General features: G+C 65.4%; 22 protein-coding genes and 1 pseudogene. 15 read left to right on the top strand and 8 right to left on the bottom strand.

Annotated elements, in window-relative coordinates; genetic code table 11:
• Positions 1 to 2: 2 nt before the first annotated feature.
• Complete coding sequence (locus LDZ23_RS33240; protein WP_034474155.1) at positions 3 to 1,577, bottom strand: MDR family MFS transporter; 1,575 nt, start codon at positions 1,575 to 1,577, stop codon at positions 3 to 5.
• Positions 1,570 to 2,697 (bottom strand): HlyD family secretion protein, encoded by a 1,128-nt coding sequence (locus LDZ23_RS33235; RefSeq protein WP_008345327.1) that lies wholly within the window; start codon positions 2,695 to 2,697, stop codon positions 1,570 to 1,572. The genes LDZ23_RS33240 and LDZ23_RS33235 overlap by 8 nt, the downstream gene beginning before the upstream one ends.
• Positions 2,698 to 2,885: 188 nt before the next feature.
• On the opposite strand from LDZ23_RS33235, the gene LDZ23_RS33230 reads away from it, so the two are divergent.
• The gene (locus LDZ23_RS33230; protein ID WP_008345328.1) at positions 2,886 to 3,551 is read left to right on the top strand and encodes a TetR/AcrR family transcriptional regulator; all 666 of its coding nucleotides are present in this window, start codon (positions 2,886 to 2,888) and stop codon (positions 3,549 to 3,551) included.
• Positions 3,552 to 3,776: 225 nt separating this feature from the next.
• Positions 3,777 to 4,055, top strand: coding sequence for an RNA chaperone Hfq (hfq, locus tag LDZ23_RS33225; protein WP_008345329.1), 279 nt, complete (start codon positions 3,777 to 3,779; stop codon positions 4,053 to 4,055).
• A gap of 69 nt (positions 4,056 to 4,124) precedes the next feature.
• On the opposite strand, the gene LDZ23_RS33220 is transcribed toward hfq, so the two are convergent.
• The 3 genes from LDZ23_RS33220 to LDZ23_RS33210 form a co-directional block, all read right to left on the bottom strand.
• Positions 4,125 to 5,594, bottom strand: coding sequence for an aldehyde dehydrogenase family protein (locus LDZ23_RS33220; RefSeq protein WP_008345330.1), 1,470 nt, complete (start codon positions 5,592 to 5,594; stop codon positions 4,125 to 4,127).
• A gap of 16 nt (positions 5,595 to 5,610) precedes the next feature.
• Positions 5,611 to 6,561 (bottom strand): agmatinase, encoded by a 951-nt coding sequence (speB, locus tag LDZ23_RS33215; protein WP_008345331.1) that lies wholly within the window; start codon positions 6,559 to 6,561, stop codon positions 5,611 to 5,613.
• 113 nt (positions 6,562 to 6,674) lie between these two features.
• Positions 6,675 to 7,520 (bottom strand): helix-turn-helix transcriptional regulator, encoded by an 846-nt coding sequence (locus LDZ23_RS33210; RefSeq protein ID WP_008345332.1) that lies wholly within the window; start codon positions 7,518 to 7,520, stop codon positions 6,675 to 6,677.
• A 201-nt stretch (positions 7,521 to 7,721) separates the two neighbouring features.
• Here LDZ23_RS33210 and LDZ23_RS33205 point away from each other — a divergent pair, with 201 nt between their 5' ends.
• From LDZ23_RS33205 to LDZ23_RS33160, 10 genes are all read left to right on the top strand, one after another.
• Positions 7,722 to 8,069 carry a cupin domain-containing protein gene (locus tag LDZ23_RS33205; protein ID WP_008345333.1) on the top strand — a complete coding sequence of 116 codons (348 nt, stop codon included), beginning with the start codon at positions 7,722 to 7,724 and terminating at the stop codon, positions 8,067 to 8,069.
• A gap of 33 nt (positions 8,070 to 8,102) precedes the next feature.
• The gene (locus LDZ23_RS33200) at positions 8,103 to 9,569 is read left to right on the top strand and encodes an NAD(P)/FAD-dependent oxidoreductase (protein WP_008345334.1); all 1,467 of its coding nucleotides are present in this window, start codon (positions 8,103 to 8,105) and stop codon (positions 9,567 to 9,569) included.
• Positions 9,570 to 9,579: 10 nt separating this feature from the next.
• Positions 9,580 to 10,530, top strand: a complete 951-nt coding sequence (locus LDZ23_RS33195; RefSeq protein ID WP_008345335.1) for a LysR family transcriptional regulator — start codon at positions 9,580 to 9,582, stop codon at positions 10,528 to 10,530.
• 85 nt (positions 10,531 to 10,615) lie between these two features.
• A complete protein-coding gene (locus LDZ23_RS33190; protein WP_008345336.1) occupies positions 10,616 to 12,154 on the top strand; it encodes a purine-cytosine permease family protein in 1,539 nt (512 codons plus the stop codon).
• Between the two features lie 180 nt (positions 12,155 to 12,334).
• Positions 12,335 to 12,769 (top strand): hypothetical protein, encoded by a 435-nt coding sequence (locus LDZ23_RS33185; protein ID WP_008345337.1) that lies wholly within the window; start codon positions 12,335 to 12,337, stop codon positions 12,767 to 12,769.
• 10 nt (positions 12,770 to 12,779) lie between these two features.
• Entirely contained in the window at positions 12,780 to 13,544 is a 765-nt protein-coding gene (locus LDZ23_RS33180; protein WP_008345338.1) for a bestrophin-like domain, read from the top strand.
• A 70-nt stretch (positions 13,545 to 13,614) separates the two neighbouring features.
• Positions 13,615 to 16,875: an adenylate/guanylate cyclase domain-containing protein gene (locus LDZ23_RS33175; protein WP_008345339.1), complete on the top strand. Its 3,261-nt coding sequence runs from the start codon at positions 13,615 to 13,617 to the stop codon at positions 16,873 to 16,875.
• Between the two features lie 11 nt (positions 16,876 to 16,886).
• Positions 16,887 to 17,288, top strand: a complete 402-nt coding sequence (locus LDZ23_RS33170) for a hypothetical protein (RefSeq protein WP_008345340.1) — start codon at positions 16,887 to 16,889, stop codon at positions 17,286 to 17,288.
• A 49-nt stretch (positions 17,289 to 17,337) separates the two neighbouring features.
• Positions 17,338 to 17,736: a MarR family winged helix-turn-helix transcriptional regulator gene (locus tag LDZ23_RS33165; protein ID WP_008345341.1), complete on the top strand. Its 399-nt coding sequence runs from the start codon at positions 17,338 to 17,340 to the stop codon at positions 17,734 to 17,736.
• 48 nt (positions 17,737 to 17,784) lie between these two features.
• Complete coding sequence (locus LDZ23_RS33160; protein WP_008345342.1) at positions 17,785 to 19,092, top strand: chloride channel protein; 1,308 nt, start codon at positions 17,785 to 17,787, stop codon at positions 19,090 to 19,092.
• A gap of 9 nt (positions 19,093 to 19,101) precedes the next feature.
• Here the strand turns inward: LDZ23_RS33160 and LDZ23_RS33155 are convergent, their stop codons facing one another.
• Positions 19,102 to 20,433: a type II toxin-antitoxin system HipA family toxin gene (locus tag LDZ23_RS33155; protein ID WP_033535671.1), complete on the bottom strand. Its 1,332-nt coding sequence runs from the start codon at positions 20,431 to 20,433 to the stop codon at positions 19,102 to 19,104.
• Positions 20,433 to 20,774: a type II toxin-antitoxin system RelB family anti-toxin gene (locus tag LDZ23_RS33150; RefSeq protein WP_008345344.1), complete on the bottom strand. Its 342-nt coding sequence runs from the start codon at positions 20,772 to 20,774 to the stop codon at positions 20,433 to 20,435. Before LDZ23_RS33150 ends, LDZ23_RS33155 begins: the two co-directional genes overlap by 1 nt.
• A gap of 127 nt (positions 20,775 to 20,901) precedes the next feature.
• On the opposite strand from LDZ23_RS33150, the gene LDZ23_RS33145 reads away from it, so the two are divergent.
• From LDZ23_RS33145 to LDZ23_RS33135, 3 genes and pseudogenes are all read left to right on the top strand, one after another.
• Entirely contained in the window at positions 20,902 to 22,200 is a 1,299-nt protein-coding gene (locus LDZ23_RS33145) for an acyl CoA:acetate/3-ketoacid CoA transferase (RefSeq protein ID WP_051078946.1), read from the top strand.
• On the top strand, positions 22,197 to 22,748 hold the full coding sequence (locus tag LDZ23_RS33140) for a shikimate dehydrogenase family protein (RefSeq protein ID WP_008345346.1): 552 nt from the start codon (positions 22,197 to 22,199) through the stop codon (positions 22,746 to 22,748). Before LDZ23_RS33145 ends, LDZ23_RS33140 begins: the two co-directional genes overlap by 4 nt.
• Positions 22,691 to 23,089: pseudogene (locus LDZ23_RS33135) on the top strand (fumarylacetoacetate hydrolase family protein); the annotation flags it as partial. The gene LDZ23_RS33140 and the pseudogene LDZ23_RS33135, both read left to right, overlap by 58 nt.
• Positions 23,090 to 23,152: 63 nt before the next feature.
• On the opposite strand, the gene LDZ23_RS33130 reads toward LDZ23_RS33135, so the two are convergent.
• Entirely contained in the window at positions 23,153 to 24,298 is a 1,146-nt protein-coding gene (locus tag LDZ23_RS33130) for a porin (RefSeq protein ID WP_008345348.1), read from the bottom strand.
• Positions 24,299 to 24,346 lie beyond the last annotated feature (48 nt).

Here is a 24,346-nt window from a genome sequence, read left to right as displayed (position 1 = left end):
AATCAGTGGCCGGCAGAAGACATGTCGCCGGATTGGCCGCGCGGCGTCTTGAGCAAGAGTGCGAGCGGCAGACACGCGAGCAGCGCGATCGCCAGCACGTAGAAGGTTTCGGAGTAAGTCATGACGATCGCCTGCTGACCGATTTGCATCGACAACTGGCCGAGCGCCTGCATCTTCGCGTGCGCCATGTCGCCGCCCTGCGCGAAAAAGCTGGCGGCGCTCGCGGCCATGCGTTCCTGACCGATGACGGAATTCGCCGTCAGCGATTCGCGGATCGATGCGGTGTGAAAGTCGTTGCGACGGTCGATCACGGTGCCGATGATCGCAAGCCCGACCGAACCGCCGAGATTGCGCGCCATGTTGTAGAGGCCGGCCGCATCGCCGGATTCTTCGCGCGAAACGGCGGCCATCGACGCCTGATTGAGCGGCATCATCGCGAGCATCTGGCCGAAGCCGCGCAAGATCTGCGACCAGAAGAAATCGTGGCCGACGCTTTGCGCGGTGAGCGAGATATCGAGCAGGCAGCTCGCGGCGAAGCACAGCAGGCCCGAGATGACGAGCACGCGAAAATCCACCTTGCCGAGCAGACGCGGCAGCACCGGCATGATGAGAAACGCGGGCACGCCCGACACGAGCATGATCGCGCCGGATTGCAGCGCGTTATAGCCCGCGACGACGCTCAGAAACTGCGGCAGCAGGAACGACACGCAATACAGCCCCGCGCCGACGGCGAACACGATCAGAATCACGCTCGCATAGCGCGGATTGCGCAGCAGCGACAGCCGCACGATTGGCTTCGTCGCGACGAATTGCGAGATCGCGATGAGCAGGAAGCCGAACGCCGTGACGCACGTGAGCATCACGATTTCATGCGATTCGAACCACTGATTGCGCTGGCCTTCTTCGAGCACGACGGTAAGCGAGCTCAGGCCGATGGCGAGTCCCGCTATGCCGATCCAGTCGGCCTTGAAGAACGATTCCCAATGCGACTTCTCCGCCGGCAAGCCGGTGATGAGCAATGCGACGAGCGCGAAGCCGACCGGCACGTTGACGAAGAAGCACCACGACCACGAGATGTTCTCCGCGAGCCAGCCGCCCAGCACGGGTCCGAGCAGCGGCCCGAGCAACACGATCAGGCCGAAGATCGTCATGCCGACGGGCATCTGCTCGCGCGGCAGCCGCGTGCGGATGATGGTCTGCGCGGTCGGAATCATCGCGCCGCCGGTGAAGCCCTGGCCGATGCGGCCCACGACCATCATCGACAGCGACGTCGAGAAGCCGCACATCACCGAGAACAGCGTGAAGAGCACCGCGTTGCCGAGCAGAAAATTGCGCAGCCCGAACACGCGCGTGAGCCACGCGGCGAGCGGGATCATCACGATTTCCGACATCAGATAGCCGGTGGAGATCCAGGTCCCTTCGGTGCCGGTCGCGCCGATTTCGCCTTGAATCTGCGGCAGCGCGGAGTTGGTGATGGAAATGTCGAGCGTGGCCATCAGCGCGCCGAGCGCGCCGGCCGTGACCGCGATCCAGTCGGTCGCGCTCGCGCGATGCGGATGCGCGGCGGCCTCAGTCATGGCGATTTTCCGCCGCGATGCGATGGCTGTCGTCGGTGGCGGTTTTGGTGTCGACATCGACCGTTACCGAGAGGCCCGGCAGCAGCACCTTGCGCGTTTGCGGACCCGTATCGACGCGAATGCGCACCGGCACGCGCTGCACGATCTTCGTGAAGTTCCCGGTCGCGTTCTCCGGCGGCAGCAGCGCGAACTGCGCGCCGGTGCCGGGCGCGAAGCTTTCGACGACGCCGTGCAACTCGGTGCCCTTGAGTGCATCGACGTGCAGCGTCGCCGGCTGGCCGACGCGCATGCGCCCGACCTGCGTTTCCTTGAAGTTCGCTTCCAGATAGAGCGCCTCGACCGGCACGACCGTCATCAAGCGCGTGCCCGGCTGCACATACTGGCCGACGCGCACGGTGCGATCGCCGACGCGCCCCGCGACCGGGCTCACGAGCGTCGTGTCGCTCAGATCGAGCTTCGACTGATTCAGTTGCGCCTGCGCCGCTTCGACTTGCGCGCGCGCCTGCGCGATCTGCGCTTCGGTCGCGCCGATCTGCGTCGATGCCGAACGCGCGGCGGCGAGATTCGCGGCAAGCGTGGCGCGCGCCTGATCGCGCGTGGAGACGAGGCTCGCGAGACGCTCGGCGGTTTCGGCGCCCGTCGCGACGAGCGGACGATAACGGTTCACGTCGTCTTCCGCATGCGCGAGGCTTACGCGCGACACTTCGGCCTGCGCCTTCGCCTGATCGGCGTTGGCGTGCTGCTGCTTCAGCTCGGCTTCGGCGCGGTCGATGTCGGCGGCGCGCGCATCGAGCGCGGCCTTCGCCTGATCGAGCGAGGCCTGATACTGCCGCGTATCGAGCCGCGCGAGCGGCGCGCCGGCCTCGACCGCCTGATTGTCGGCGACGAGCACTTCGGTGATATAGCCGCTTACTTTCGGCGCGATGGTGACGCTGTCGGCCTTGAGATAGGCGTCGTCGGTGGTTTCGACGAAACGGCCGACCGTCCACCAGCGCACGCCCCATGCAATGCCGGCGACGACCGCGACGATGCCGATTGCAATCAGCAGGCGTTTGCGTGACGGTTTGCGTTCGACGGCGTCGGCGGGTTGGCCGCCGTGCGTGGGCGCTGTGACTGACATGTGTTCTCCGGGAGCTTTCGCGCCACCGCGCGGGTGCGGTAGCCTTCGATGAATGCGGGACGGCGAGGGCGTTGCGGCCAGAAATGACTACGATGTCACCGCGACGCGCTCGCCAAACTAGACGATGCCGTCTAGTATGCACGAATCTAGACGCGAGCGTCTAGTTTGACCTTGCTCGAGGAGAGACAATGAAGAAGGCTCGCGCCGACAATGAAAGCGAATTGCAGGATCCGGAGCGCGCCAGCACGGCTCGTTCGCCCTTGCAGGCGCGCGGGCGCGCGCGCATCGAGGCGGTGCTGGATGCGACCGCCGAGCTGATCGTCGAAAAGGGGTTGGAAGGCGTGACGATGCACGGCGTCGCGCGGCGTGCGCAAACGCCGATCGGCTCGATGTATCACTTCTTTCCGGATCGCGACGCGTTGCTCGCCGCGTTGTGGGACCGCCACGCGGCGGCGCTGCAGGAACTCGAAGACGAACTTGCGCGGGTCGACAGCGAGACCTGGCGGGCGTTGTCGGCGGAAGCGGTGATCGATCGGATCATGTCGCCGCATATCGAATATTTCGACCGCAAGACCGATCTCCTGATTCTGATGTCGGTCATGCCGCACGATGAAGCGAAGAAAAAGCGCAAGTCCAGCATGATGCGCAAGGTGATCGACGCACGCATGCCCGGCGTGAAAGCGTCCGAGCGCGAACTGTACGTGGACATGCTGCACGCGCTCGCGAGCGGCGCGCTGGCCGTGAAGCTGCGTCCCGCAATGGGCGACGTGCAACTGGCGCGCCGTTATCTGCGCGAGGTCAAGCGGGCGCTCGCCGCGTATCTCGCCGCCGTGGAGGCGGCGGTGCTCAAATGATGGACGGGCCTTCCAGTCTCTATCGGCCATGATTCGTCGTATTTTGTCCGACGATTCGACGGAAACGGCCATGCGCCATATAGGGCGATTATCTTTTCATCGCAACAACGGCGCGGAAACGGGATAATGACTTGTCCAAAGAAAACATGCCGAGCACAAAAAGCAGGCTCCACGAATGACGAGGGTCGGTCGGGGTGCCTGCGCTCGGTTAAACACGGGTCATAAATGTCCAACAGTCCAGCCAGCATTCAAGGCGATTTTCTCAACGCGCTGCGCAAAGAACGCAAGCGGGTTTCCATTTATCTCGTTAATGGGATCAAGCTGACGGGCCATATCCAGTCGTTCGACACCTATATGGTCTATCTCAATTCGACGAGCGGAAACCAGGTTCTTTTCAAGCACGCGATTTCCACCATTTGCGAAGATCACGGCGCGCCCGGCCGGCCGAATCATCGCGAGAGCCGTGGTCCGGGCGACCGTCCGCCGCGTCCGCCGCGCAGCTAGTCCGGTCTCGCGCGCGAGTTGGCCCAAGCGACGCGCGCGTGAGCTTGCTCACGCGCGTCGACGGGCCGACTATCCGCGCGCCACGATCGCGTGGCGCAATTCCTGATAGCCGCGCAATCCCGCCACGCCGAGCTCGCGGCCGATTCCGCTCAGTCCGAGTCCGCCCCAGCACGCCTGCGGGAAGATCAACTGCGGTGTGTTGATCCACACGAGGCCCGCGCGCAGCGCATGGCGAAAGCGCCGTGCGGCTTCTTCATCGCGCGTCACGACGGTTGCGACGAGCCCATAACGCGTGCCGTTGGCGAGCGCGATGGCTTCATCGTCGGTGCGGAACGACTTCACGCACGCGACCGGCCCGAACACTTCTTCCGTCCAAAGCACGTTGGCGGCATCCGGTTCGGCGACGACGACCGGCGCCATGAAAAAGCCGTCCGCGCAAGCGCCGTCGAGCGCGCCGCGGAACGCGATGCGCGCGCCGTCCGCCACGCCCTGCTCGACGAGCGCCTGCACGCGCGCACGCTGCGCATGCGATACGAGCGGGCCCATCGCGGCATTTTCGACGTGCGGCGGGGCAACCACGAGCGCGCGCACGGCCGCTTCGAGCGCGGCCACGAACTTGCGATAGACCTCGTCGTGAACGAGGATGCGCGACGTCGCCGAGCACATTTGCCCGGCGTTCGTGAACGCGCCGCCCATTGCGAGCGCGACCGCGTGCTCGATGTCCGCATCGGCGCGCACGATCAGCGCCGATTTCCCGCCGAGTTCGAGCGTCACGCGCTTCATGTCCTGCGCCGCCGTCTGCATCACCTTGCGGCCGACGCCCGTGCTGCCCGTGAACGAAATCTTGTCGATGAGCGGATGCGCCGCGAGCAGCGCGCCGACTTCGCCGCTGCCGTTCACGATATTCACGACGCCATCTGGCACGCCCGCCGCCGTCATGATTTCCGCGAGCAGATGCTCGACCGGCGACGTCAATTCCGACGGCTTCAGCACGGCCGTGCACCCCGCCGCGAGCGCGGGCGCGATCTTCCACGCGGTCGTGACCATCGGGAAATTCCACGGCACGATCAGCGCGGCCACGCCGACCGCTTCGTAATGGCGCTCGCCCGTCACGGCGTCGTCGGGCAATGTCAGCGTCTCGGTCGCAAAAAGCGATGCGTCCGCGCACAGGTCCGCGTAGTAGTCGAACGTGGCGATGGCGTCGCTGACGTCGGTGTCGGCTTCGAGCGGAGGCTTGCCGCTGACTGCTTGCTGCATCGACGAAAGACGCGTGCGGTTCGCAGCGAGCGACTGCGCGATCTTGCGCAGCACCTCGCCGCGCGATGCGGGCGTGCGGTTGCGCCATGCATCGAGCGCGGCGTGCGCGGCACGCACGGCGGCATCGACTTGCGCGGCGTCGGCATGTTCCTGCCAGCCGATGACCGCGCCCGTCGACGCGTTGTGGATCGCGTTGCCCGCTTCCAGAACCGATGCGCCATAGCGCGTGCCCGCGATCGTCGCGGCGGGCACAAGAATCGAGTGATTGTCGCGGATATTCATGATCGTCCTCGATGGTTCAACGGTACGCGACGCCCGGCATCACGCAGAGCATCTCGAATGCGAGATTCGCGCCGACGAGCGCCGTCGTTCCGGCCTGATCGTAAGGCGGCGAGACCTCGACGAGATCCGCGCCCACGACATTCAGGCCCTTCATGCCGCGCACGATTTCAAGGCCTTGCTGCACGGAAAGGCCGCCGATTTCCGGCGTGCCGGTGCCGGGTGCAAACGAGGGATCGAGCCCGTCGATATCGAAGCTCAGATACACCGGTGCGTCGCCCACGCGCGCGCGGACTTCTTCCATCAACGGCGCGAGCGACCGGTTCCAGCACGCTTCGGCCTGCACGACGGTGAAGCCCTGCTTGCGGCACCAGTCGAAGTCGTCGGCGTGATAGCCCGTGCCGCGCAGACCGATTTGCGTGACCTGATCGCAGCGAAGCAGGCCGTCCTCGACCGCGCGTCGAAACGGCGTGCCGTGCGCGATCTTCTCGCCGAACATCGTGTCGTTGACGTCCGCGTGCGCATCGACGTGCACGACCGCGACCTTGCCGTACTTCTTGTGCAGCGCGCGCAGGATCGGCCACGCGATCGTGTGATCGCCGCCGAGCGTGATCGGGCGACAGCCGCTCGCGACAATCTCGTCGTATGCCGATTCGATCAGCCGCATCGAATCCTTCAGGTCGTAGGGATTCGTCGCGACGTCGCCGATATCGGCCACTTGCAGCGAATCGAAGGGCGCGGCGCCCGTCGCCATGTTGTACGGACGTAGCAGCACCGATTCCGCGCGGATCTGGCGCGGCCCGAAGCGCGCGCCCGAACGGTTCGACGTGCCGATATCGAGCGGCACGCCAACGAAACACGCGTCGAGACCAACGGTGCTCGCCGCCTGCGGCAGCCGCATCATGGTCGCGATGCCGGCGAAGCGCGGCATGTCGTTGCCGCCGAGCGGCTGATTGAGTTCGCGCTGCATCGATACGTCTCCCGTCATCGTTGTAAGGACGGGGCGATGTTAGGCGAGGCGAGCGCCGCGCGAATCACGAAATGGAGATGTTCACATCGAGCCGGTTCGATGTGAACGCGGCTTCAGGTGGCGTGCAGACGAGGATGCTCCTGCCCCCACGCGATCAGATCGCGCTTGGTCCGCACGCCGAGCTTCGCGAACGCGCGCTTCACATACGACTCGGCCGTACCGATTCGCACACCGATGATTTCCGCCGCTTCGGGCACCGTGCGGCCCGTAATCAGATGCGTGCAGATCTCGTATTCGCGCTTCGACAGACGCACGCGATCCTCGGCGATGCGCGCATCGAACTGAGCGAGCGGATGCAGGAACGACGTCGGATGCGCGACGCGTTTCGCGGCGCTCGTCGAAGCATGCAGCTCCAGCAGCGGAAACAGGAACTCGCTCACGTTGCGAAAGCGGTTCATCTCGGCGAGCGTGAACGGCGGCGCATCGAGCGCGCGTTCGAGCGCGATGGAATCCTGCGCGTGCGGCGTGCCGCGCGCGAGCACGCATTCGTGCGCGATCGACGCTTCGTCGAAGAGCCGCTGACGGAATTCGCCCGGCGGAATCGCGCCGATATCGCGCACGACGAGCATCGTCCCGACCTTGCCGCGAATGCCCGCGAAGAGCGGATCGCTGTCGTAGAAGCGGTCGTAGTACAGCGTCATGACATCGGAGATGACGCTCGTGTCCATGCCGACGCCGCTGCTGCCGATCCACTCGCAGCGAAACCCCGTGGGCTTGCTGCGATCGACGCGCGAACGTTCGATGTGCACGACATTGAGCGGCACGACTTCATTGAGAAGCAGCGTGAGACGCGGCACGAAATCCGGCGTGCCGACAGCTTCGATGACTTTGCCGAGCGTCTTGAAAGACAGCGGAAACGCGGCTTGATCCTGATTGAGCGGGGGTACGTTGAGCAGCATGGCGCGCCCCAAAGAAAAGGCTGTCCGATTGTAGATCAAGCGCCGCATCGCCCGCCAGACGGGGATTTCGAGGTAACTAGGTATTTACCCGCAGATCGCTGAAACGCGGCTTGTCCCCCCTGCGGGGGGGCATACCGGGGCATGTCGACCCGGTAACTTTGGCGCACCGATTCATTGAAAACGACGCACCGAAGGAAACACATGAGCAAGCTGATTCAGGACATCGCGCCGCTGGGCGCTGGCATCGGGCAATTCACGCAACTCGATTACGGCATGGACGAAAGCGACTGGCGCGCGGCCGAAGGCAAGACCGGCAACTACGTGATCGGCTGGTGGGAAGGCAAGGTCGGCGCCGTCGATTTCCCCGCGACCACCGCCGACGAAGCCGTCTGGCTCGTCGAAGGCCGCATCGCGCTGACCGATATGAACGGCGCGCGCCGCGAGTTCGCGGCGGGCGAGGGCTATCTGCTGCCGGCCGGTTTCGCGGGCCGCTGGGAAACGATCGAGGACGCGAAGAAGTTCTACGTCGTGCTCGAACCGCAGCAATAACGTCGCGCACCGCGCCCGAGGAGGAGACACGTCATGAACGAAAGCGCGCAACTGTTCGAAGCCGACTTCGCCGCACCCGGCGCATCGCGCGATGTGCGCCGCAAGCGGGCCCGACTGACCGTCGAAGAAGCACTCGCCCGCACGAAGCTCTGTCCCTACTGGCTCGACAATCCCGCCGAGCCGCCGGCCGAACCGTCGCTCGCGGGCGAAACACGCGCCGATCTGCTGATCGTCGGCGGCGGCTTCACCGGCTTGTGGGCCGCCGTGCAGGCGAAAGAGCAGATGCCCGAACTCGACGTCGTGCTGATCGAAGCAGGACGGGTCGCGCACGGCGCATCGGGGCGCGCGGGCGGCATCATCTCGACATCGGTGATGCACGGCCTGCCCAACGCCGTGCGGGTCTTTCCGAACGATATCGCCGAGCTCGAAGCCTTCGGCCAGCGCAATCTCGACGGCTTCGAAGAGACGCTCGAACGCTACGGCATCGACGCCGATATCGAATGGAACGGCGAGATGACGGTCGCCGTCGATCCCGAGCATATCGACCATCTGCGTGCCGATTACGATCTGCACAGATCGTATGGCCACGACGTCACACTGCTCGACGCCGCGGCCACGCGCGAACAACTCGATTCGCCGCTGTTCGCGGGTGCGCTGTGGTCGCGCAATCGCAGCGGCATCGTGCATCCGGCGAAGCTCGCGTGGGGTCTCAAGCGCGCGGCGCTCGAACTCGGCGTGCGGCTTTACGAGCACAGTCCGCTGATCGACGTGATCGACGAAGGCGCGACCGTCTTCGTGACGACGCCCGCGGGCAGCGTGCGCGCGCCGCGCGTGCTGTTGGGCAGCGGCACCGCGAAAGTCGGCATTCCGGATATCAACCGGCGCGTCCTGCAAGTGCGCGATCACGTACTCGCGACCGAGCCGCTCACCGGCGAGCAACTTGCGCGCATCGGCTGGAAGCAGCGTCAGGGCATCTACGACACGCGCACGCAGCTCAACTATTTCCGCCTCACGAAGAACAACAACATCATCTTCGGCGGCCTCGTGAGTTATCACTTCGATGGCGATCCGAATCCGCCGCGCGATCGGCAGCGCGACACGTACTACCGTCTCGCGGAGGCGTTCTACAAGACGTTCCCGCAACTGAGCGACGTGCGTTTCTCGCACGCGTGGGGCGGTCCGATCGACTACTGCTCGCGCGGATCGGTATTCGCGAAGCGCTATCTCGGCGACAAGGCCGTGTTCGTCGCGGGCTACACCGGCTTCGGCGTGGCCGCGAGCCGCTTCGGCGCGTTCATGGGCCTGAACATCCTTTTCGATCGCGACAGTCCCGAGCGCGCGCTCGACATCGCCAATCGAAGCCCGACCTACATTCCGCCCGAGCCGGTGCGATGGCTCGCCGCGAAAGTCACGTTCCACGCATTCGACGGCGCCGATGCCGAGGGCGGCTGGAAGCGCGCGTGGATCAAGGGCATCAAGGCGATGGGCTTCCCGATGTGAGCGCGACGACATGTTCTCCAATACATCCGATCTCGACCTTCGCCTCGTGCGCGTCTTTCTCGCGGTCGTCGACGCGCGCGGCATCACCGCCGCGCAAGCGTCGCTCGGCGTGCGCCAGTCGACCATCAGCTCGCAGCTTTCCGCGCTGGAGGCGCGCGTCGGCTTCAGGCTGTGCGAACGCGGACGCGGCGGCTTTCGGCTGACGTCCAAAGGCGAGCGTTTCGTGATGTCGGCGCGGGCGCTGATCGGCGCGACATCGCAATTCGTCGCGCAGGTGCGCGACATCGATCGCAAGCTGGTCGGCACGCTGTCGATCGGGTTGATCGGACAGGCATCGCATGTCGAGAACGCGCGGCTCGCGGAAGCTATCGGCGCATTTCGAAAGCGCGATCAGGCCGTGCGTTTCGCGATGCACGTCGCGCCGCCGCAGGAACTCGAAGAAAGCCTCGTCAATCGCGAACTCGATCTGGCGATCGGCTATTTCTGGCATCGCGTCGCGGGGCTGTCGTACAGCAGGCTGTTCAACGAGCGGCAAGTGATCTGTTGCGGGCGCGGACATCCGCTCTTTCATGCGGACCCGCTCGTGACGCTCGACGATCTGCGCGCGCACGACTGGATCTGGCGCAGCTATCCGGTGCCGGAAGAACTCGCGGGCATCGGCGAGCGGCGCGTGACGGCGATCGCGGACAGCATCGACGCGGCCACCGTGCTGATCCTGTCGGGCAGTCATATCGGCTATTTGCCCGCGCATCACGCGGACGCCTTCGAGCAGCGCGGACTGGTCCGCGTGCTGGGACGCACCGCGTTCGGCTTCGACGTGCCGCTGCATCTCGCGATGAAGCGCGACATGGCCGACAAAGCCATCGTTCGAGCCTTCTGTGAAGACCTTTTCGGCGTCTATGGCGCGCGCGAGATTCATCACGATGAGCCTGAACGCGCGGTAGCAACGTGCCCGATGTGAACGCCTTGACGACGCCTTGATGACGCATTACGGCGCGCATTCCGACGCAACGGAATGACCGCCGATAACAATGGAGCGAGACAACATGGCAGACAACACCAGCGACAGCACCAGCATCACGAAGATCGAAACCTACGGTTTCGAGCGCATTCCCGACGCTTCGCGATACGCGCGGCCCATCGATCTGTTCCGCCTGCTGTTCGGCGGCTGCAATACGTTTTCGACTTCGGTGCTCGGCAGCTTTCCGGTGCTCGTCGGCCTTTCGTTCGAAGCGAGCGTGTGGTCCATCGTGATCGGCGTGCTCGCGGGCACCTGCATGCTCGCGCCGATGAGCCTCTTCGGGCCGCGCAACGGCACGAGCGATCCGGTGTCGTCGGGGGCGCACTTCGGCATTCATGGCCGCATCGTCGGATCGTTTCTCGCGGTGCTCACATCGGTCGCGTTCTTCTCGCTCGCCGTATGGAGTTCGGGCGATGCGCTCGTCGGCGGCGCGCACGACATGATCGGCTTGCCGGTCAATCCGTGGACGCTCGGCACGGCGTATCTGGTGTTCGCGGTGCTCGTGCTGATCGTCTGCATCTACGGATTTCGCTTCATGCTGTGGGTGAACAAGATCGCCGTGTGGGCGGCGAGCCTCATGTTCGTACTCGGCGCATTCGCGTTCGCGAAGCCTTTCGACGTCCACTACGCGGGCGCGCTTCAGCACGGCAGCGCAGGCTTCTGGGCGGCGTTCGTCGGCGCGGCGCTGGTCGCGTTGAGCAATCCGGTTTCGTTCGCGTCGACGCTCGGCGACTGGGCGCGCTACATTCCGCAATCAACGCCGCGCCACCGCGTGATGGGCGCCGTGTTTCTCGCGCAGATCGCGACGTTCTTGCCGTTCCTCTTCGGCCTCGTCACCGCGACGATCATCGCGACGCAAGCGCCGAGCTTCATCAGCTCGAACGACTACGTGGGCGGCTTGCTTGCGGTATCGCCGCGCTGGTTCCTGTTGCCGATGTGTCTGATCGCGATCATCGGCGGACTGTCGACGGGCACGACCGCGCTCTACGGCACGGGCCTCGACACGTCGAGCATGTTCCCGAAGTTCCTCAACCGCGTGCGCGCGACGGCGCTGATCGGCCTGCTCGCCATCGGCTTCATTTTCGTGGGGCGTTTCGCGTTCAACCTCGTGGAAAGCGTGGCGACGTTCTCGACGCTCATCTGCACCTTCAGTTGCCCGTGGATGGCGATCATGGTGATCGGCTTCGTGCAGCGCGGCGGTTTCTATCTGGCCGACGATCTGCAAGTGTTCAATCGCGGCGGGCGCGGCGGCCACTATTGGTATAGCCACGGCTGGAACTGGCGCGCGATGGGCGCATGGCTGCCGGCCGCGTTCATCGGGCTGACGTTCGTGAATCTGCCGGGACAGTTCGCCGGGCCGCTCGGCGCGCTCGCGGGCGGCTGCGATCTCAGCGTGCCGGTTTCGTTCGTCGTGGGCGGCGCGCTGTATCTGACGATGCTGCGGCTCTTTCCCGAACCCGACGCCGTTCACGGTCCGCAAGGGCGCTGTCTCGTCGGCGCGTCGCGCGAATCTTCACGCACGAGCGCGCACGTTCCGATCACGGCGCGCGTGCGCGAGGATTGACTTTCATAACGCTCGTCTATTCGAACATTCGGACGATAGATTTAATCCACCGTTGATCCAGCGCTTTTCCAGTATCGGTTCAACACATGGACGTTATTGACGCGTGTGTTTCAGTGCGGATCGCAAAGGCGATCCGAGACGGAATACATCGCGTTCCGGCATTTCCCGACAGGAGACGAGATGTCCGAGCCGAAACATCCAGCCGATGCAGAAGCGCGTCGAGTCTTTCTGAAGAACGTTGCGGTCGCCGGCATGGCGACGGGCCTGTCGGGCGTCGTAGGCGATGCGCTGGCGCAGGCCGACGCGTCGCCATCGGGCGGGACGGGCGCGGCGTCGAAGCCGGCGACGCGCGCGACGCTCGACATCAATCAGCAGTACGCCAACTTCCTTAACTTCGCGGATGCACAGGACTTCGAGGACGCAACCGACGCATCGCGGCGCAGCAACATCGTCGTGATGCCGGAGGCGGGCTTGCGCGCATGGCTCGCCGGACGGATCGGCGCGCGCGCGGCGCTCGGCGATGCGCTCTTTCACGTCGACGCGCCGGCGCTCGCCGGAACGACGCTGGCGACGATGCTCGCGAGCGCCGAATCTTCCGTGGCCGACGCGCGCTGAAGGAGCGCCGATGACGGTTTTAGTCGATCATCCGGAAGGTTTGTTCGTCGTGCTGCTCGCGCTGTTCATCGGCGCGGTGGCGTGCGGCGCGCACGTATTGCGGCGCTTCGCCGTGCTGCCGCCGGAGGATCGCGAAGACTTCAACATCATCCAGACTTCCACGCTGACCTTGCTTGCGCTGCTCGTCGGCTTCAGCCTTTCGATGGCGGTGAATCGCTACGACTTGCGCAAGACGCTGGAGGAAAGCGAGGCGAACGCGATCGGCACCGAATATGCGCGCGCCGATCTCGTCGATGCCGCGACCGGCGCGAAGATCAAGTCCGCGCTGCTCCGCTATACGAAGCTGAGACTGGCGAACTACACGACGCGCGCGCCCGATGCGCTCGCGACGATCGTCCGCGATACGTCGAATGTCGAAACGGAGCTGTGGCAGCTCGCGACGCAAGTGGCGAAGGATCAGCCGACGCCCATCGGCGCGCTCGTCGTCGCCGGCATGAACGACGTGCTGAACTCGCAGGACTACTCGGAGGCAGCGCGCATCAACCATATTCCGCTGGGCGCGTGGTATCTGATGATCATCATCGCGCTGCTCGGCTGCGTGATGCAGGGCTACGGCGCGAAGGGCAAGCTGACCAAAGGGCTGCTCATCACGATTCTTCCGGCGACGGTCGCGCTGTCACTCGCGCTGATCGCCGACATCGACAGTCCGAAAGGCGGATTGATCCGCGTCGAGCCGCGCGATCTCACGCGGTTGCTGCAGTCGATCGGAGCGTGAGAGCCATGGCGCGCGTCCGGCTGCGTGCTATCTTTTTGAGTGGAAGCAGATCTTCCGCCCAGGAGAGATCGTGGACGTCGCCGCCTGGCTGCGCAGCCTCGGAATGGAACGGTACGAGCCGGTGTTTCGCGAGAACGCCATCGACGCCGACGTGCTGCGCAATCTCACCGCCGACGACCTGAAGGAACTCGGCGTCGCGCCGGTCGGGCATCGGCGCAAGCTGCTCGATGCGCTGGCCGGACTGCCGCATGCGTCCATCAAACCGGGCGATGAAGGAGAGCGGCGGCAAGTCGCCGTGCTTTTCGCCGACCTGTGCGGCTTCACGCAGATGAGCCGGGAAATCGACGCGGAAGAAGTGCTCGACGTGCTCGATCGATACTTCGAGCAGGTCGATCGCATCGTGGAGCTGCATGGCGGCCATGTCGACAAGCACGTCGGCGACTCGGTGATGGCGGTCTTCGGCGCGCCGGTCTCGCATGGAAACGATGCCGAACGCGCCGTGCGCGCCGCGCTCGCAATCGACGATGCGATGCCCGGCCTGTCGCGCGCGCTCGGTCGCGCGGTTTGCGTGCACATCGGCATTGCGGGCGGCGAGGTCGTCGCGAGCGGCACGGGCAGCGCGACGCATCGGGCGTACACCGTCACGGGCGACACCGTCAATCTCGCGTCGCGTCTCACGGACGCGGCCGGCACGGGAGAAATCCTCATATCGGAGGCCGTGCGGCGTCATCTGGCCGAGCGTCTCGATTGCGTCGAACGCGGCGCGCTGTCCGTCAAGGGATTCGCCGATCCGGTTCCGGCATGGCGCATCGCCGGCATTCGACACGCGCCGCCGATCCGGCCGATGGTCGGCCGCTGCGAAGATCTGCTCGCGTTCCGGACCGTGCTCGGCTCGTGCCGCGCGACGGGCCATGGACGCACGATCGTGCTGCGCGGCGAGGCGGGCATCGGCAAGACGCGCCTCGTCGAAGCGTTCGAAAGCGCCGCGCGGGATGCGGGATTCGTCTGTCACGGCGGGCTCGTGCTCGACTTCGGCGCGGCGACCGGACGAGGCGCGATTCAATCGCTCGTGCGCGGACTGCTCGCGCTCGACGATCCGAACGATGACGCAACGATAGGGCAGGGCATCGCCCAGGCGATCGCCTCCGGTTCGATCGATGAAGGCGATGCGCTCTTTCTCGAAGACCTGCTCGACATGCCCATGCCGCTCGCGGATCGCACGGTCTTCGAGGCAATGGACAACGCGATGCGCGTTCGCGGCCGGCGCGATGTCGTGGCGCGGCTCGTTCGTCGCGCGAGCGGCCGGCATCCGCGGTTTCTTGCCGTCGAAGACATTCACTGGTCGGATGCGCCGACGCTGGCGGACCTCGCGGCGCTATCCGCGACGGCGGCGGATTGCGCGGCCGTGCTCGTACTGACCGCGCGCCCGTTATCCGAAACCTTCGACGCGTCCTGGCACGCCGCGCACGGCGCGCCGTATTCGCTCATCGATCTCGGACCGTTGAGCGCAAGCGAGGCGCGCGTCATGGCCGAATCGTTTCCCGGCGCGACGGCGGATCTCGCGGAGCGCTGCATCGCGCGGGCGGCGGGCAATCCGCTGTTTCTCGAACAGTTGCTGAACCACGCGCAGGACGGCGCGGAATCCGGCGTGCCCGGCTCGGTGCGCAGTCTCGTGCAGGCGCGGCTCGACCGGCTCGATTCCGCCGGCAAGACCGCTTTGCAGGCGGCGTCGGTGCTCGGGCAGCTCGTCGAGAAGGATGCAGTCGATTTTCTCGTCGATGAAACCGGCGCGGGCGCCGCGCTCGAATCGCCGTCGATGGATCGCCTGGTGCGACGCCAGGGCGCCGGCTTCATCTTCCACCACGCGCTGATCCGCGACGCGATCTACGACGGGCTGCTGAAAAGCCGTCGCCGCGCGTTGCATCGTCGCGCGGCGCAGTGGTTCGGCGAGCGCGATCCGGTTCTGCGCGCCGAGCATCTCGATCGCGCCGCGGATCGCGCCGCGGCGCTCGCCTATTGCGACGCGGCGCGCGTGCAGGCGTCGGCGTATCGGCATGAAGCGGCGCTTCGGCTCGTCGCGCGCGGGCTCGAAATCGCGGATGCGGACAGCGACCGCGCCGCGCTCGAATGCCTGCGCGGCACGATCCTGCACGACGCGGGCGACATGACATCGGCGCTCGCGGCGTTCGAAACCGCGCTCGGCTTCGCCACGACCGACACGGCGCGCTGTCACGCGTGGATCGGGCGCGCGACGGTGAAGCGCGTCATCGACGATCTCGATGGCGCGTGGGCCGATCTGAATCGCGCCGCATCGGCCGCGACCGCGCAAGGACTGCTGCGCGAGGAAGCGCGCATCCATTTCCTGCGCGGCAACCTGTGTTTTCCGCGCGGCGATATCGAAGGCTGCGTGCGCGAACACGAACGCAGCCTCGCGCTCGCGCAGCAAGCGGGCGACGCGGAACTGGAGGCCGCCGCGCTCGGCGGAATCGGCGACGCGCAGTACATGCGCGGACGGATGATCAGCGCGAACGACGCCTTCAGCCGCTGCATCGAGCTGTGCCGGCGTCACGGATTCGGACGGATCGAAGTCGCCAATCTGCCGATGCACGCGATTACCGCATGGTTCGCGGGCGCGGCGAACGCGGGGCTCGATGCGGCGCTCGCGAGCGTGGCCGCGGCGGAGAAGGTCGGGCAGTTGCGGGCGCTCGCGGTTGCGCATCATGCGGCGTTTCACTGCCTGCACGATCTCGCGCAGTGGGATCGCGCGTGGGAGCATGTCGGCCCGGCGCTGCGCTGTGCGCGCGAACTGAAATCGAGGCGCTTCGAAGGCGAGGCGCTCGCGTTGCGCGCGGAATTGCATCGTGTTGCGGGACGCCGGCGCGACGCGCTCGACGATATCGAAGAGGCGCTGTCGATCAGCCGCGAGACCGGCATGACGTATCTGGGCGCCGCGTATCTCGGCGTGCTGGCGCGTTCGACGGACGACGTCGCGGTCTTCGACAGCGCGCTCGCGGAAGGCGAAGCTCTGCTCGCCAGCGGCGCGGTGAGCCACAACCACTTTCTCTTTCGGCGCGACGCGATAGACGCGTGCCTCGATCGCGGACTTCTGGACGCGGCCGCGCATCACGCTGCGGCGCTCGAAGATTACGCGCGACGCGAGCCATCGCCGTTTTCGGCATTCGTCGTGGCGCGGGCGCGCGCGCTCGTCGCGCATGGCAAGGGCGACCGGAAAGCGGCGTCGACGGATGCGCTACAGCGACTCGCGCAAGAGGGCAGGAAGCGCGGCTTGGTTTGCGCGGTCGCAGCAATCGATGACGCGCTGCGTCGATGAGGACGGCGATCATGTGGAACGAATGGACGCGTCGAATCAAGGTCTTCGTTCAACGCTTCTGGCAGCCGACGAGCGCATGCATGACGTGCATGCCCGGCAGCTGGGGCAATATCGCCAGCGCCGCGCACTGGATGGTGGCGTTCAAGACCGGGCTTCTGACCGGACTGCTCGCGCTGCTTCTGACCTTCACGCCCGCCGCGAAACTCTACGGAAACCGGTACGGCAATGCGGCGCTCGTCGGCGTGCTCACCGCGATCGGCGATGCGTATGCGCATCCGGGCCACTATCGTCTGCCTTACGTCGAGCATGTGCTGACGGGCGCCGTCTCCATGCTTCTCGCGCTGCTCGCTTCGTATCTGTTCGAGGACCGCGCGCGGCGCCTTCGGGTGGCGTGGCGACGCGTGTTCGGGTAGCCGGCGTCGTATGATCCGCGAGCAAGCCAATCTCGAATCAGGATCGCCAATGTCATCGAGCATCAACAAGCAGGACCTGGAAGCGATGTCGAGCTTCCGTTACGAGCTGCGCAAGTTCCTGCGCGTGTCGGAGGAAGTCTGCAACGCGGCCGGCATCACGACGCTTCAGTACCAGTTGCTTCTGCATGTACGCGGATTTCCCGAACGGCGCTGGGCCACCGTGGGCGAGCTCGCGGAGCGGCTGCAGGCCGCGCCGAACGGCACCGCGGCGCTGGTGTCGCGATGCGAGACGGCGGGACTCGTCACTCGCAAAACCGACAAGACCGATCGCCGTCAAGTGCAGGTTCACCTCACCGCGAAGGGCGAGCGGTGCCTGCTCAGGCTCGCTGCAGAACACAAGGCGCACTATGGATCGTTCGGCTGGGTGTTCGGTCCGCAGGAAGTGTGATGCAACTTTTATGTCACAATGTGCCTTAAATTTTAGGCGGCTTCCCCGATGCACATTCCTGGATTCATCGACCGGCGCACCATCCTGCGCGCGCGCAGACTGTGGCTGCATTACGGCGTGTTCTGGCTCGGCGCGATCGCGACCGGGCTCGTCGCGGTCATGTATGCACGGCTGATCGACTTCGGGTACGACGCTTTTCTGCGCGTCGTCGCCGTCTACTGGTGGTTGCCGCTGCTGCTCACGCCCGCGATCGGCGCGCTCGCTGTCTGGCTGACGCGCCGCTTCTTTCCCGGCTCCGAAGGCAGCGGCATTCCGCAGGTCATCGCCATGCTGCACGACAAGCGCGAGCTCGGGCCGCGCTTGCTCACGCTGCGCATTCTCGTCGGCAAGATCGCCATATCGTTTCTGTCGATTCTCGGCGGCTTCACCATCGGACGCGAAGGGCCGACCATCCATGTGGGCGCGGCGCTCATGTTCAGCTTGCGCCGCTTCTATCCCACACGCTTGCGCAACATGCGCGGCGGCGCGCTGGAACGCAATCTCGCGCTCGCGGGTGCGGCTGCGGGATTGTCGGCGGCGTTCAATGCGCCGCTCGCCGGCGTGGTGTTCGCCATCGAAGAGCTCACGCGCAGCTTCGAGCAGCGCACGAGCGGCGTGCTGATTACGGCGATCATCTTTGCCGGCATCGTTTCGCTCGCGCTGCAAGGCAACTACGTCTACTTCGGCACGATCGATCTCACCGGACACTTCCCCGAATCGCTCGCGCTCGCCGTCGTTTTGCTCGGCGTGGTGACGGGCATCGCGGGCGGCATCTTCTGCTGGCTGTTGCTCAACACGGAGCGCTGGATGCCGGGCCGTCTCGCGAGCTGGCGTCAGACGCATCCGGTGGCGTTCGGCGCGGCGTGCGGGCTCGTCATCGCGGTCATCGGCGTGGTGGCGGGCGGCCATACCTTCGGCAGCGGCTATGCGGAAGCGCGCGGCATGCTCGAAGGCCACACGGAAGTCGGCGCGAGCTATCCGTTGCTGAAAATGGCGTCGATGGTCGGGTCGTATCTGCCGGGCGCGCCGGGCGGACTTTTCGCGCCGTCGCTCGCGATCGGCGCGGGCATCGGCAATGCGCTGCATCTCGTGTTCGGCAACATGGAATTGCCGATGCTGATCGCGCTCGGCATGGTCGGCTATCTCGCCGCCGTCACGCAGAGTCCGATCACGGCGTTCGTGATCGTCATCGAGATGATCAACGGTCACGCGCTCGTGCTGTCGCTGATGGCCACCGCGCTGATTGCGAGCCAGGTGTCGAAGCTGTTCGCACCGCCGCTCTACGAAGCGCTCGCGCAGAAGTACATGGGCAAGTGACGCCGCGCGTCACGATGCGAGCTTGCGCGCGAGGCGGCGCATGCCGTCGAAGATCGTCTCGGCGACGTCCATCGGGAAATCGCGTGGCAAGCGTGCGGCCACTTCGTCGATGACGTGCGGCGTGCGCGCGCCGAGTTCATCGATCTTCGTTTCGACATCGTTCGCGGCGAGTCCCACGCGCCGCCCCTGCGCGATCCAGTGCCGCCGCTGAATCTCGCCGATCAGATAGTGCGCGTTCTTGCTGCGCACGGCCATCGCGAGGCGCACGCGTTGCGCGGCGAATTGATTGGCCCGCGTACCGATGACCGGATGCGCCGAGAGCACGTCATAAAGCGGCGTCGATTCATACCGGTTGCCGGGCAGATGCGCGATGCTGAAGTTCTTCGCGTGACCATCGGTGGCGGCGAGTATCCAGAAGATCATCTGCGTGCGAAAGAAGCGAAGACGGTCCTGTGCGGCGTGCGTCGATCCGGCGAGCACCTCCATGATCCGTTCGATGCCGGGACCGCCGTCCGACTCGTACTTGAGCAGCGCGGGCGTGCCGGTGGCCTGACACATGTCCTCTTGCGGCAGGCGCAGGATCCACGATTTGTCGCTCGACAGACGGCGATCGAAGCGCTCGACGACGAGCACCTTCTGATCGTCGAAGCGTTCCATTTCGCATCGCGCGATGGGCAGGCCGAACGCCGCGACGATCTTCGAGCAGAGCCATTCGTTCTCGACCGACGTACGCATGTCGGCGCGCATGTTGCCGACGAGCCCGAGCGGCAGCTTGAAGATATGCGTGGTCGGCGTGCTGCCTTCGGGCAGAAGCCAGCGCTTGCCGTGACGCAGAAGCGCGGTCTTTTCCTGCGCCCCGGCGATGGACAGGCGCAGGTCGTCGACCGTTTCGTGCTGACCGAGTTGTGGCGCCGATGTGGTCTCGCGTAACAGACGCGCGATCTGCGATGCGGTGAGCGCACGGCCTTTTATGGTGTCGAGATCGACGGGCGCTTCGCCGGGCGGCAGCATTTGAAGGGCGCCGACGCAATCGCGGCCCAACTGCGCGAGCAACTGGAACGGCGCCGTGCCGCCGGTGCGGAATCGCGTGGCGATGCGGCGGCGGATCGGCTCGCTATCGGGCAGGAGATTGTCGAAGAAGTCGGTGACGACTTGCCCGCGCCACGGCTGATTGCCCGGCGTGAAGGGCAGCGACAGCGATAGCGGACGGCCTTGAGGATCGGCGATCCAGTCGTCGCGATAGACGAGGCGTTCGCCGGCCGCGCCTGTTTCCCAATGCCCGACGGGCAGGCCGTTCATCCACAGGTCGAGTCGGCCGGATTGCGTGCGGCGCGCCATGATTACCAGTTCTCCCGTTTCTTCGAGGCCGCAGCGGCGGCCGTGGCGCGCTTGCGTGCGGGGCGCGCGGCGGTGGCCTTGGCCGCGATGGGCGGCGGCGGGTGTATCGGCGTGGCTTCGCTCGCCTTTTCCGCTCGCGTGAGCGCGAGTTCCACGTCGAGCACGCGTAGAACCTTGAAGAGACGTTCGACGCTCACTGCTGCCGGATTGGCTTCGAGTTGCGCGTACGTCTGCTGCGTAACGCCGAGACGCGCCGCGACCGCCGCTTGCGTAAGGCCCGCCGCCTTGCGAAAGCCGATCAGGATCGGCCTGAGCTGGCTCAGTGTTTTCAGCGAATAGTCCATCGCGTGCTCCTACAGGTTTTGATCTGTAAAGCCATTTTACAGCCTTTGATTTGTTAAGCGTGAAAACAGATCATAGCCTGTAAATCGATGCGTGCCCGTCGATGCCTCGTACTTTGGGTTTGTCCCAATGGCCTCGTCGTCAAGGTCTCAACTGATGCGCGAAATGGCGGGCGGGCGTCCCGGCCTCATCACGAAGACCGGGCTCGGCACGTTCGTCGATCCGCGTCAGCAGGGCGCGCGTCAGAGTCCGTCGACGGAAGAGATGCTCGTCGAGCTGATGCGTATCGACGGCGAGGAATGGCTGCGCTTCAAGCCGTTCCCGATCGATATCGCGTTCCTGCGCGGCACCACCGCCGACGAAGACGGCAACGTCACGATGGAACAGGAAGCCGTGCTCGGCGAAATGCTCGCGATGGCGCAGGCGACACGGCGCGCGCGCGGCATCGTCGTCGTGCAGGTGAAACGCATGGCGCGGCGCGGCACGCTGCCGCCCAAGCAAGTGAAGATCCCCGGCATTCTCGTGGACTTCGTCGTCGTCGAGCCGGAGCAGCGTCAGACTTACGCGACCGATTACGATCCGAGCTACGCCGGCGAATTGCGCGTGCCGCTTTCGGAGATTCGTCCGCTGCCGTTCGGCCCGCGCAAGGTAATCGTGCGGCGCGCGGCGATGGAGCTGTATCCGCATGCCGTGTGCAATCTCGGCGCAGGCATTTCGACGGGACTCTCGACCGTCGCCGCGGAAGAAGACCTGCTCGACTCGGTGATCCTCACCAACGAGCAAGGGCTGATCGGCGGTGCGCCCATCACAGGCCGCGATTCGGGCGGCGCGCAGAACTTCGCCGCGATGATCGAGCAGCCGTCGCAATTCGACTTCTACGATGGCGGCGGTCTCGATCTCGCGTTCCTCTCGTTCGCGGAAGTCGACGCGCACGGCAACGTGAACATCAGCCGCTTCGGCGACAAGATCGTCGGCGTCGGCGGGTTCATCAACATCAGCCAGAACGCGAAGCGCGTGATCTTCAGCGGCACGCTCACCGCGGGCGGGCTCGACGTGCAATGGGAGAACGGCAAGACGCGGATCCTGCAGGAAGGCAGGCATCGGAAGTTCGTGCGTTCGCTCGAACAGATCTGCTATAGCGCGCCGCTCGCGCACGAGCGCGGCAATTCCGCGTTGTTCATCACCGAGCGCGCGGTGTTTCGTGTCGGCGATAAAGGGCTGGAGTTGATCGAAGTCGCGCCGGGCATCGATATCGAACGCGATGTCTTCGCGCAGATGGATTTCGGTCCAGCCATCGCCACCGACGTGCACGAGATGGACGCGCGCATCTTCGCGCCGCAACTCATGGGCATCAAGGATGAAACGGTGGCCCGGGAACGTAGGCATCGTTCGCAACGCATCGCCGAGTGGTACGGGAGCCGCGCATGAGTGCCGCGTCGATCACGGGGCGCACGCGCTTGTACGGCATCATCGGCGATCCTATCGCGCAGGTGCGCTCGCCCGAAGTCTATACGCGCAAGTTCGCCGACGCGGGCATCGATGCGGTGCTCGTGCCGATGCACATCGAGGCAAGCGAGATCGATGCGGTTCTGCCCGCGCTGCTGCGCCTGAAGAACCTCGACGGCCTGCTCGTGACGTCGCCGTTCAAGACACGTGCGCTCGCCATCGCCGATGAAGTGCATTCGCGCGGACGGCGCATCGGCGCGGTGAACGCTTTGCGTCGCGATGACGAAGGCCGCTGGCACGCCGACATGTTCGACGGCGAAGGCTTCGTGCGCGGCCTGTTCGCGAAGGGCCACGACGTGAAAGCGAAGCGCGCGCTCGTGCTCGGATGCGGCGGCGCGGGCGCGGCCATCGCGGTATCGCTCGCGGATGCAGGCGTCGCGCACATCACGCTCTGCGATATCGATCGCGCGAAGTCTGCAACGACGTGTCCGAGCGCGCGTTCCAGCTCGAACACGGCGGTCAATGGGTGAAAGGCAAGATGGCGCCCACCTTCGGTCCGCTCGGTCCGTGGCTCGTCACGCCCGATGAACTCGGCGACGTGCAGAATCTGCCGCTGTGGCTCGAACTGAACGGCAAGCGCATCCAGAACTCATCGACGTCCGACATGATCTTTCCGATCAGCAAGCTCGTTTCGTACATCAGCCAGTTCGTCGTGCTCGAAGCGGGCGATGTCATCACGACGGGCACGCCGCCGGGCGTCGGCCTCGGCATGAAGCCCGAGCAATACCTGAAACCGGGCGACGTGATGAAGCTATCCGTCGAAGGGCTCGGCGTTCAGGAACAGACCGTCGCGCGCTGGGACGATCAGTAACGCCGCAACCCATGCGACGCAAAAACGGCGGACATACGCGTCCGCCGTTCGCTCACGCTTCGATCAGAAGCGGTGACGCAAGCCCACGGTCGCCGAGACCTGGCTGTTCGTCGACGATGCCGACAGTCCGTTGATCGCCGCCGTGATGCCCGAATCGCCCGTATCGCTCACGTGCTGATACACGCCTTGCAGATACACGTCGGTGCGCTTGGACAGCGCGTACGCCGTTTGCAGGCTGAACTGATTCCACTTCGGATCGACGCCTTCGAGATGGCCGTCGGTGAAGGTGTACGCGCCCGACACCGACCACGCGGGCGTCAGGTTGTAGCGGCCGTTCACTTCGTAGTTGGTGAAGCGCGCGCTGCCGCCATCGAGCGTGATGCCGTTGGTCGTGCCCGATGCCGATGCGCCGATGCCCGTCGCGCCGTCGAGTCGCGTCTGCGTGAAGACGAAGCCCGCTTGCGCCGCGCCGAACGTGTAGCTCAGGCCCGCGCCGAACGTGCGCTGACGGCTTGCGCTGAACGTGGCGTCATCGCTGACTGCGCCGCTCGAATTCAGCGTCGCGCCCGCGTTGTTCAGCTGCATGTAGCTCGCCGCTACGTTCAACGGACCGTAGTTGTACGATGCGCCCACGCTATACGCGCGATTCGTCGCGAAGCCGCCCGCATCGTTCGAGAAGCCATACAGGCCGCCGAACTTGAAGCCGCCGTAGTTCAGGCTCTGGTACTTCACGGAGTTGCTGACGCGGAACGAGTTGTCGAGGTTGTCGTTGTCGAACGGATGCGCGGCCTGCGTGCCGCCGTATTGCGTGCCCGTGAGTGCGAGCGGGCCGAGATAATCGACGACGGAATCGTACTGACGGCCGAGCGTGAGTGCGCCCGCGCGATCGCTCGACAGTCCGACGAACGCCTGACGGCCGAACTCGCGTCCGCCTTGGCCGAGCTTGCCGTTCATGATGCTGAAGCCGCTTTCGAGGGTGAAGATCGCCTTCAGGCCGCCGCCGAGATCTTCCGTTCCGCGCAGGCCCCAGCGGCTGCCGTTGACGGCGCCGCTCGTCGCCTGAACGTTATGCGCGCCGCCCTGATTGTTCGTGTAGGTGAGGCCCGCGTCGATGAGGCCGTAGAGCGTCACGCTGCTTTGCGCGTGCGCCGTGCCGGCGACGGTGCCGAGCGCGGCCAGCGCGCTCAGCGTGAATAGGGATTTCTTCACTGTGGTATCTCCAAGAGAGCTTGAGGTTCTTTCCGATCGATCGGTCGA

This window comes from Caballeronia zhejiangensis (assembly GCF_022879815.1).
GTDB classification, from domain to species: Bacteria; Pseudomonadota; Gammaproteobacteria; order Burkholderiales; family Burkholderiaceae; genus Caballeronia; species Caballeronia zhejiangensis.
This window is presented reverse-complemented; position numbering and strand designations above follow the sequence as displayed.

What these genes read in the sequence shown, in the direction of transcription:
- LDZ23_RS33240 (WP_034474155.1), bottom strand. Translation starts at nt 1,577, where the DNA reads ATGACTGAGGCCGCCGCGCATCCGCATCGCGCGAGCGCGACCGACTGG.
- LDZ23_RS33235 (WP_008345327.1), bottom strand. Translation starts at nt 2,697, where the DNA reads ATGTCAGTCACAGCGCCCACGCACGGCGGCCAACCCGCCGACGCCGTC.
- LDZ23_RS33230 (WP_008345328.1), top strand. Translation starts at nt 2,886, where the DNA reads ATGAAGAAGGCTCGCGCCGACAATGAAAGCGAATTGCAGGATCCGGAG.
- hfq (WP_008345329.1), top strand. Translation starts at nt 3,777, where the DNA reads ATGTCCAACAGTCCAGCCAGCATTCAAGGCGATTTTCTCAACGCGCTG.
- LDZ23_RS33220 (WP_008345330.1), bottom strand. Translation starts at nt 5,594, where the DNA reads ATGAATATCCGCGACAATCACTCGATTCTTGTGCCCGCCGCGACGATC.
- speB (WP_008345331.1), bottom strand. Translation starts at nt 6,561, where the DNA reads ATGCAGCGCGAACTCAATCAGCCGCTCGGCGGCAACGACATGCCGCGC.
- LDZ23_RS33210 (WP_008345332.1), bottom strand. Translation starts at nt 7,520, where the DNA reads ATGCTGCTCAACGTACCCCCGCTCAATCAGGATCAAGCCGCGTTTCCG.
- LDZ23_RS33205 (WP_008345333.1), top strand. Translation starts at nt 7,722, where the DNA reads ATGAGCAAGCTGATTCAGGACATCGCGCCGCTGGGCGCTGGCATCGGG.
- LDZ23_RS33200 (WP_008345334.1), top strand. Translation starts at nt 8,103, where the DNA reads ATGAACGAAAGCGCGCAACTGTTCGAAGCCGACTTCGCCGCACCCGGC.
- LDZ23_RS33195 (WP_008345335.1), top strand. Translation starts at nt 9,580, where the DNA reads ATGTTCTCCAATACATCCGATCTCGACCTTCGCCTCGTGCGCGTCTTT.
- LDZ23_RS33190 (WP_008345336.1), top strand. Translation starts at nt 10,616, where the DNA reads ATGGCAGACAACACCAGCGACAGCACCAGCATCACGAAGATCGAAACC.
- LDZ23_RS33185 (WP_008345337.1), top strand. Translation starts at nt 12,335, where the DNA reads ATGTCCGAGCCGAAACATCCAGCCGATGCAGAAGCGCGTCGAGTCTTT.
- LDZ23_RS33180 (WP_008345338.1), top strand. Translation starts at nt 12,780, where the DNA reads ATGACGGTTTTAGTCGATCATCCGGAAGGTTTGTTCGTCGTGCTGCTC.
- LDZ23_RS33170 (WP_008345340.1), top strand. Translation starts at nt 16,887, where the DNA reads ATGTGGAACGAATGGACGCGTCGAATCAAGGTCTTCGTTCAACGCTTC.
- LDZ23_RS33165 (WP_008345341.1), top strand. Translation starts at nt 17,338, where the DNA reads ATGTCATCGAGCATCAACAAGCAGGACCTGGAAGCGATGTCGAGCTTC.
- LDZ23_RS33160 (WP_008345342.1), top strand. Translation starts at nt 17,785, where the DNA reads ATGCACATTCCTGGATTCATCGACCGGCGCACCATCCTGCGCGCGCGC.
- LDZ23_RS33150 (WP_008345344.1), bottom strand. Translation starts at nt 20,774, where the DNA reads ATGGACTATTCGCTGAAAACACTGAGCCAGCTCAGGCCGATCCTGATC.
- LDZ23_RS33145 (WP_051078946.1), top strand. Translation starts at nt 20,902, where the DNA reads ATGGCCTCGTCGTCAAGGTCTCAACTGATGCGCGAAATGGCGGGCGGG.
- LDZ23_RS33140 (WP_008345346.1), top strand. Translation starts at nt 22,197, where the DNA reads ATGAGTGCCGCGTCGATCACGGGGCGCACGCGCTTGTACGGCATCATC.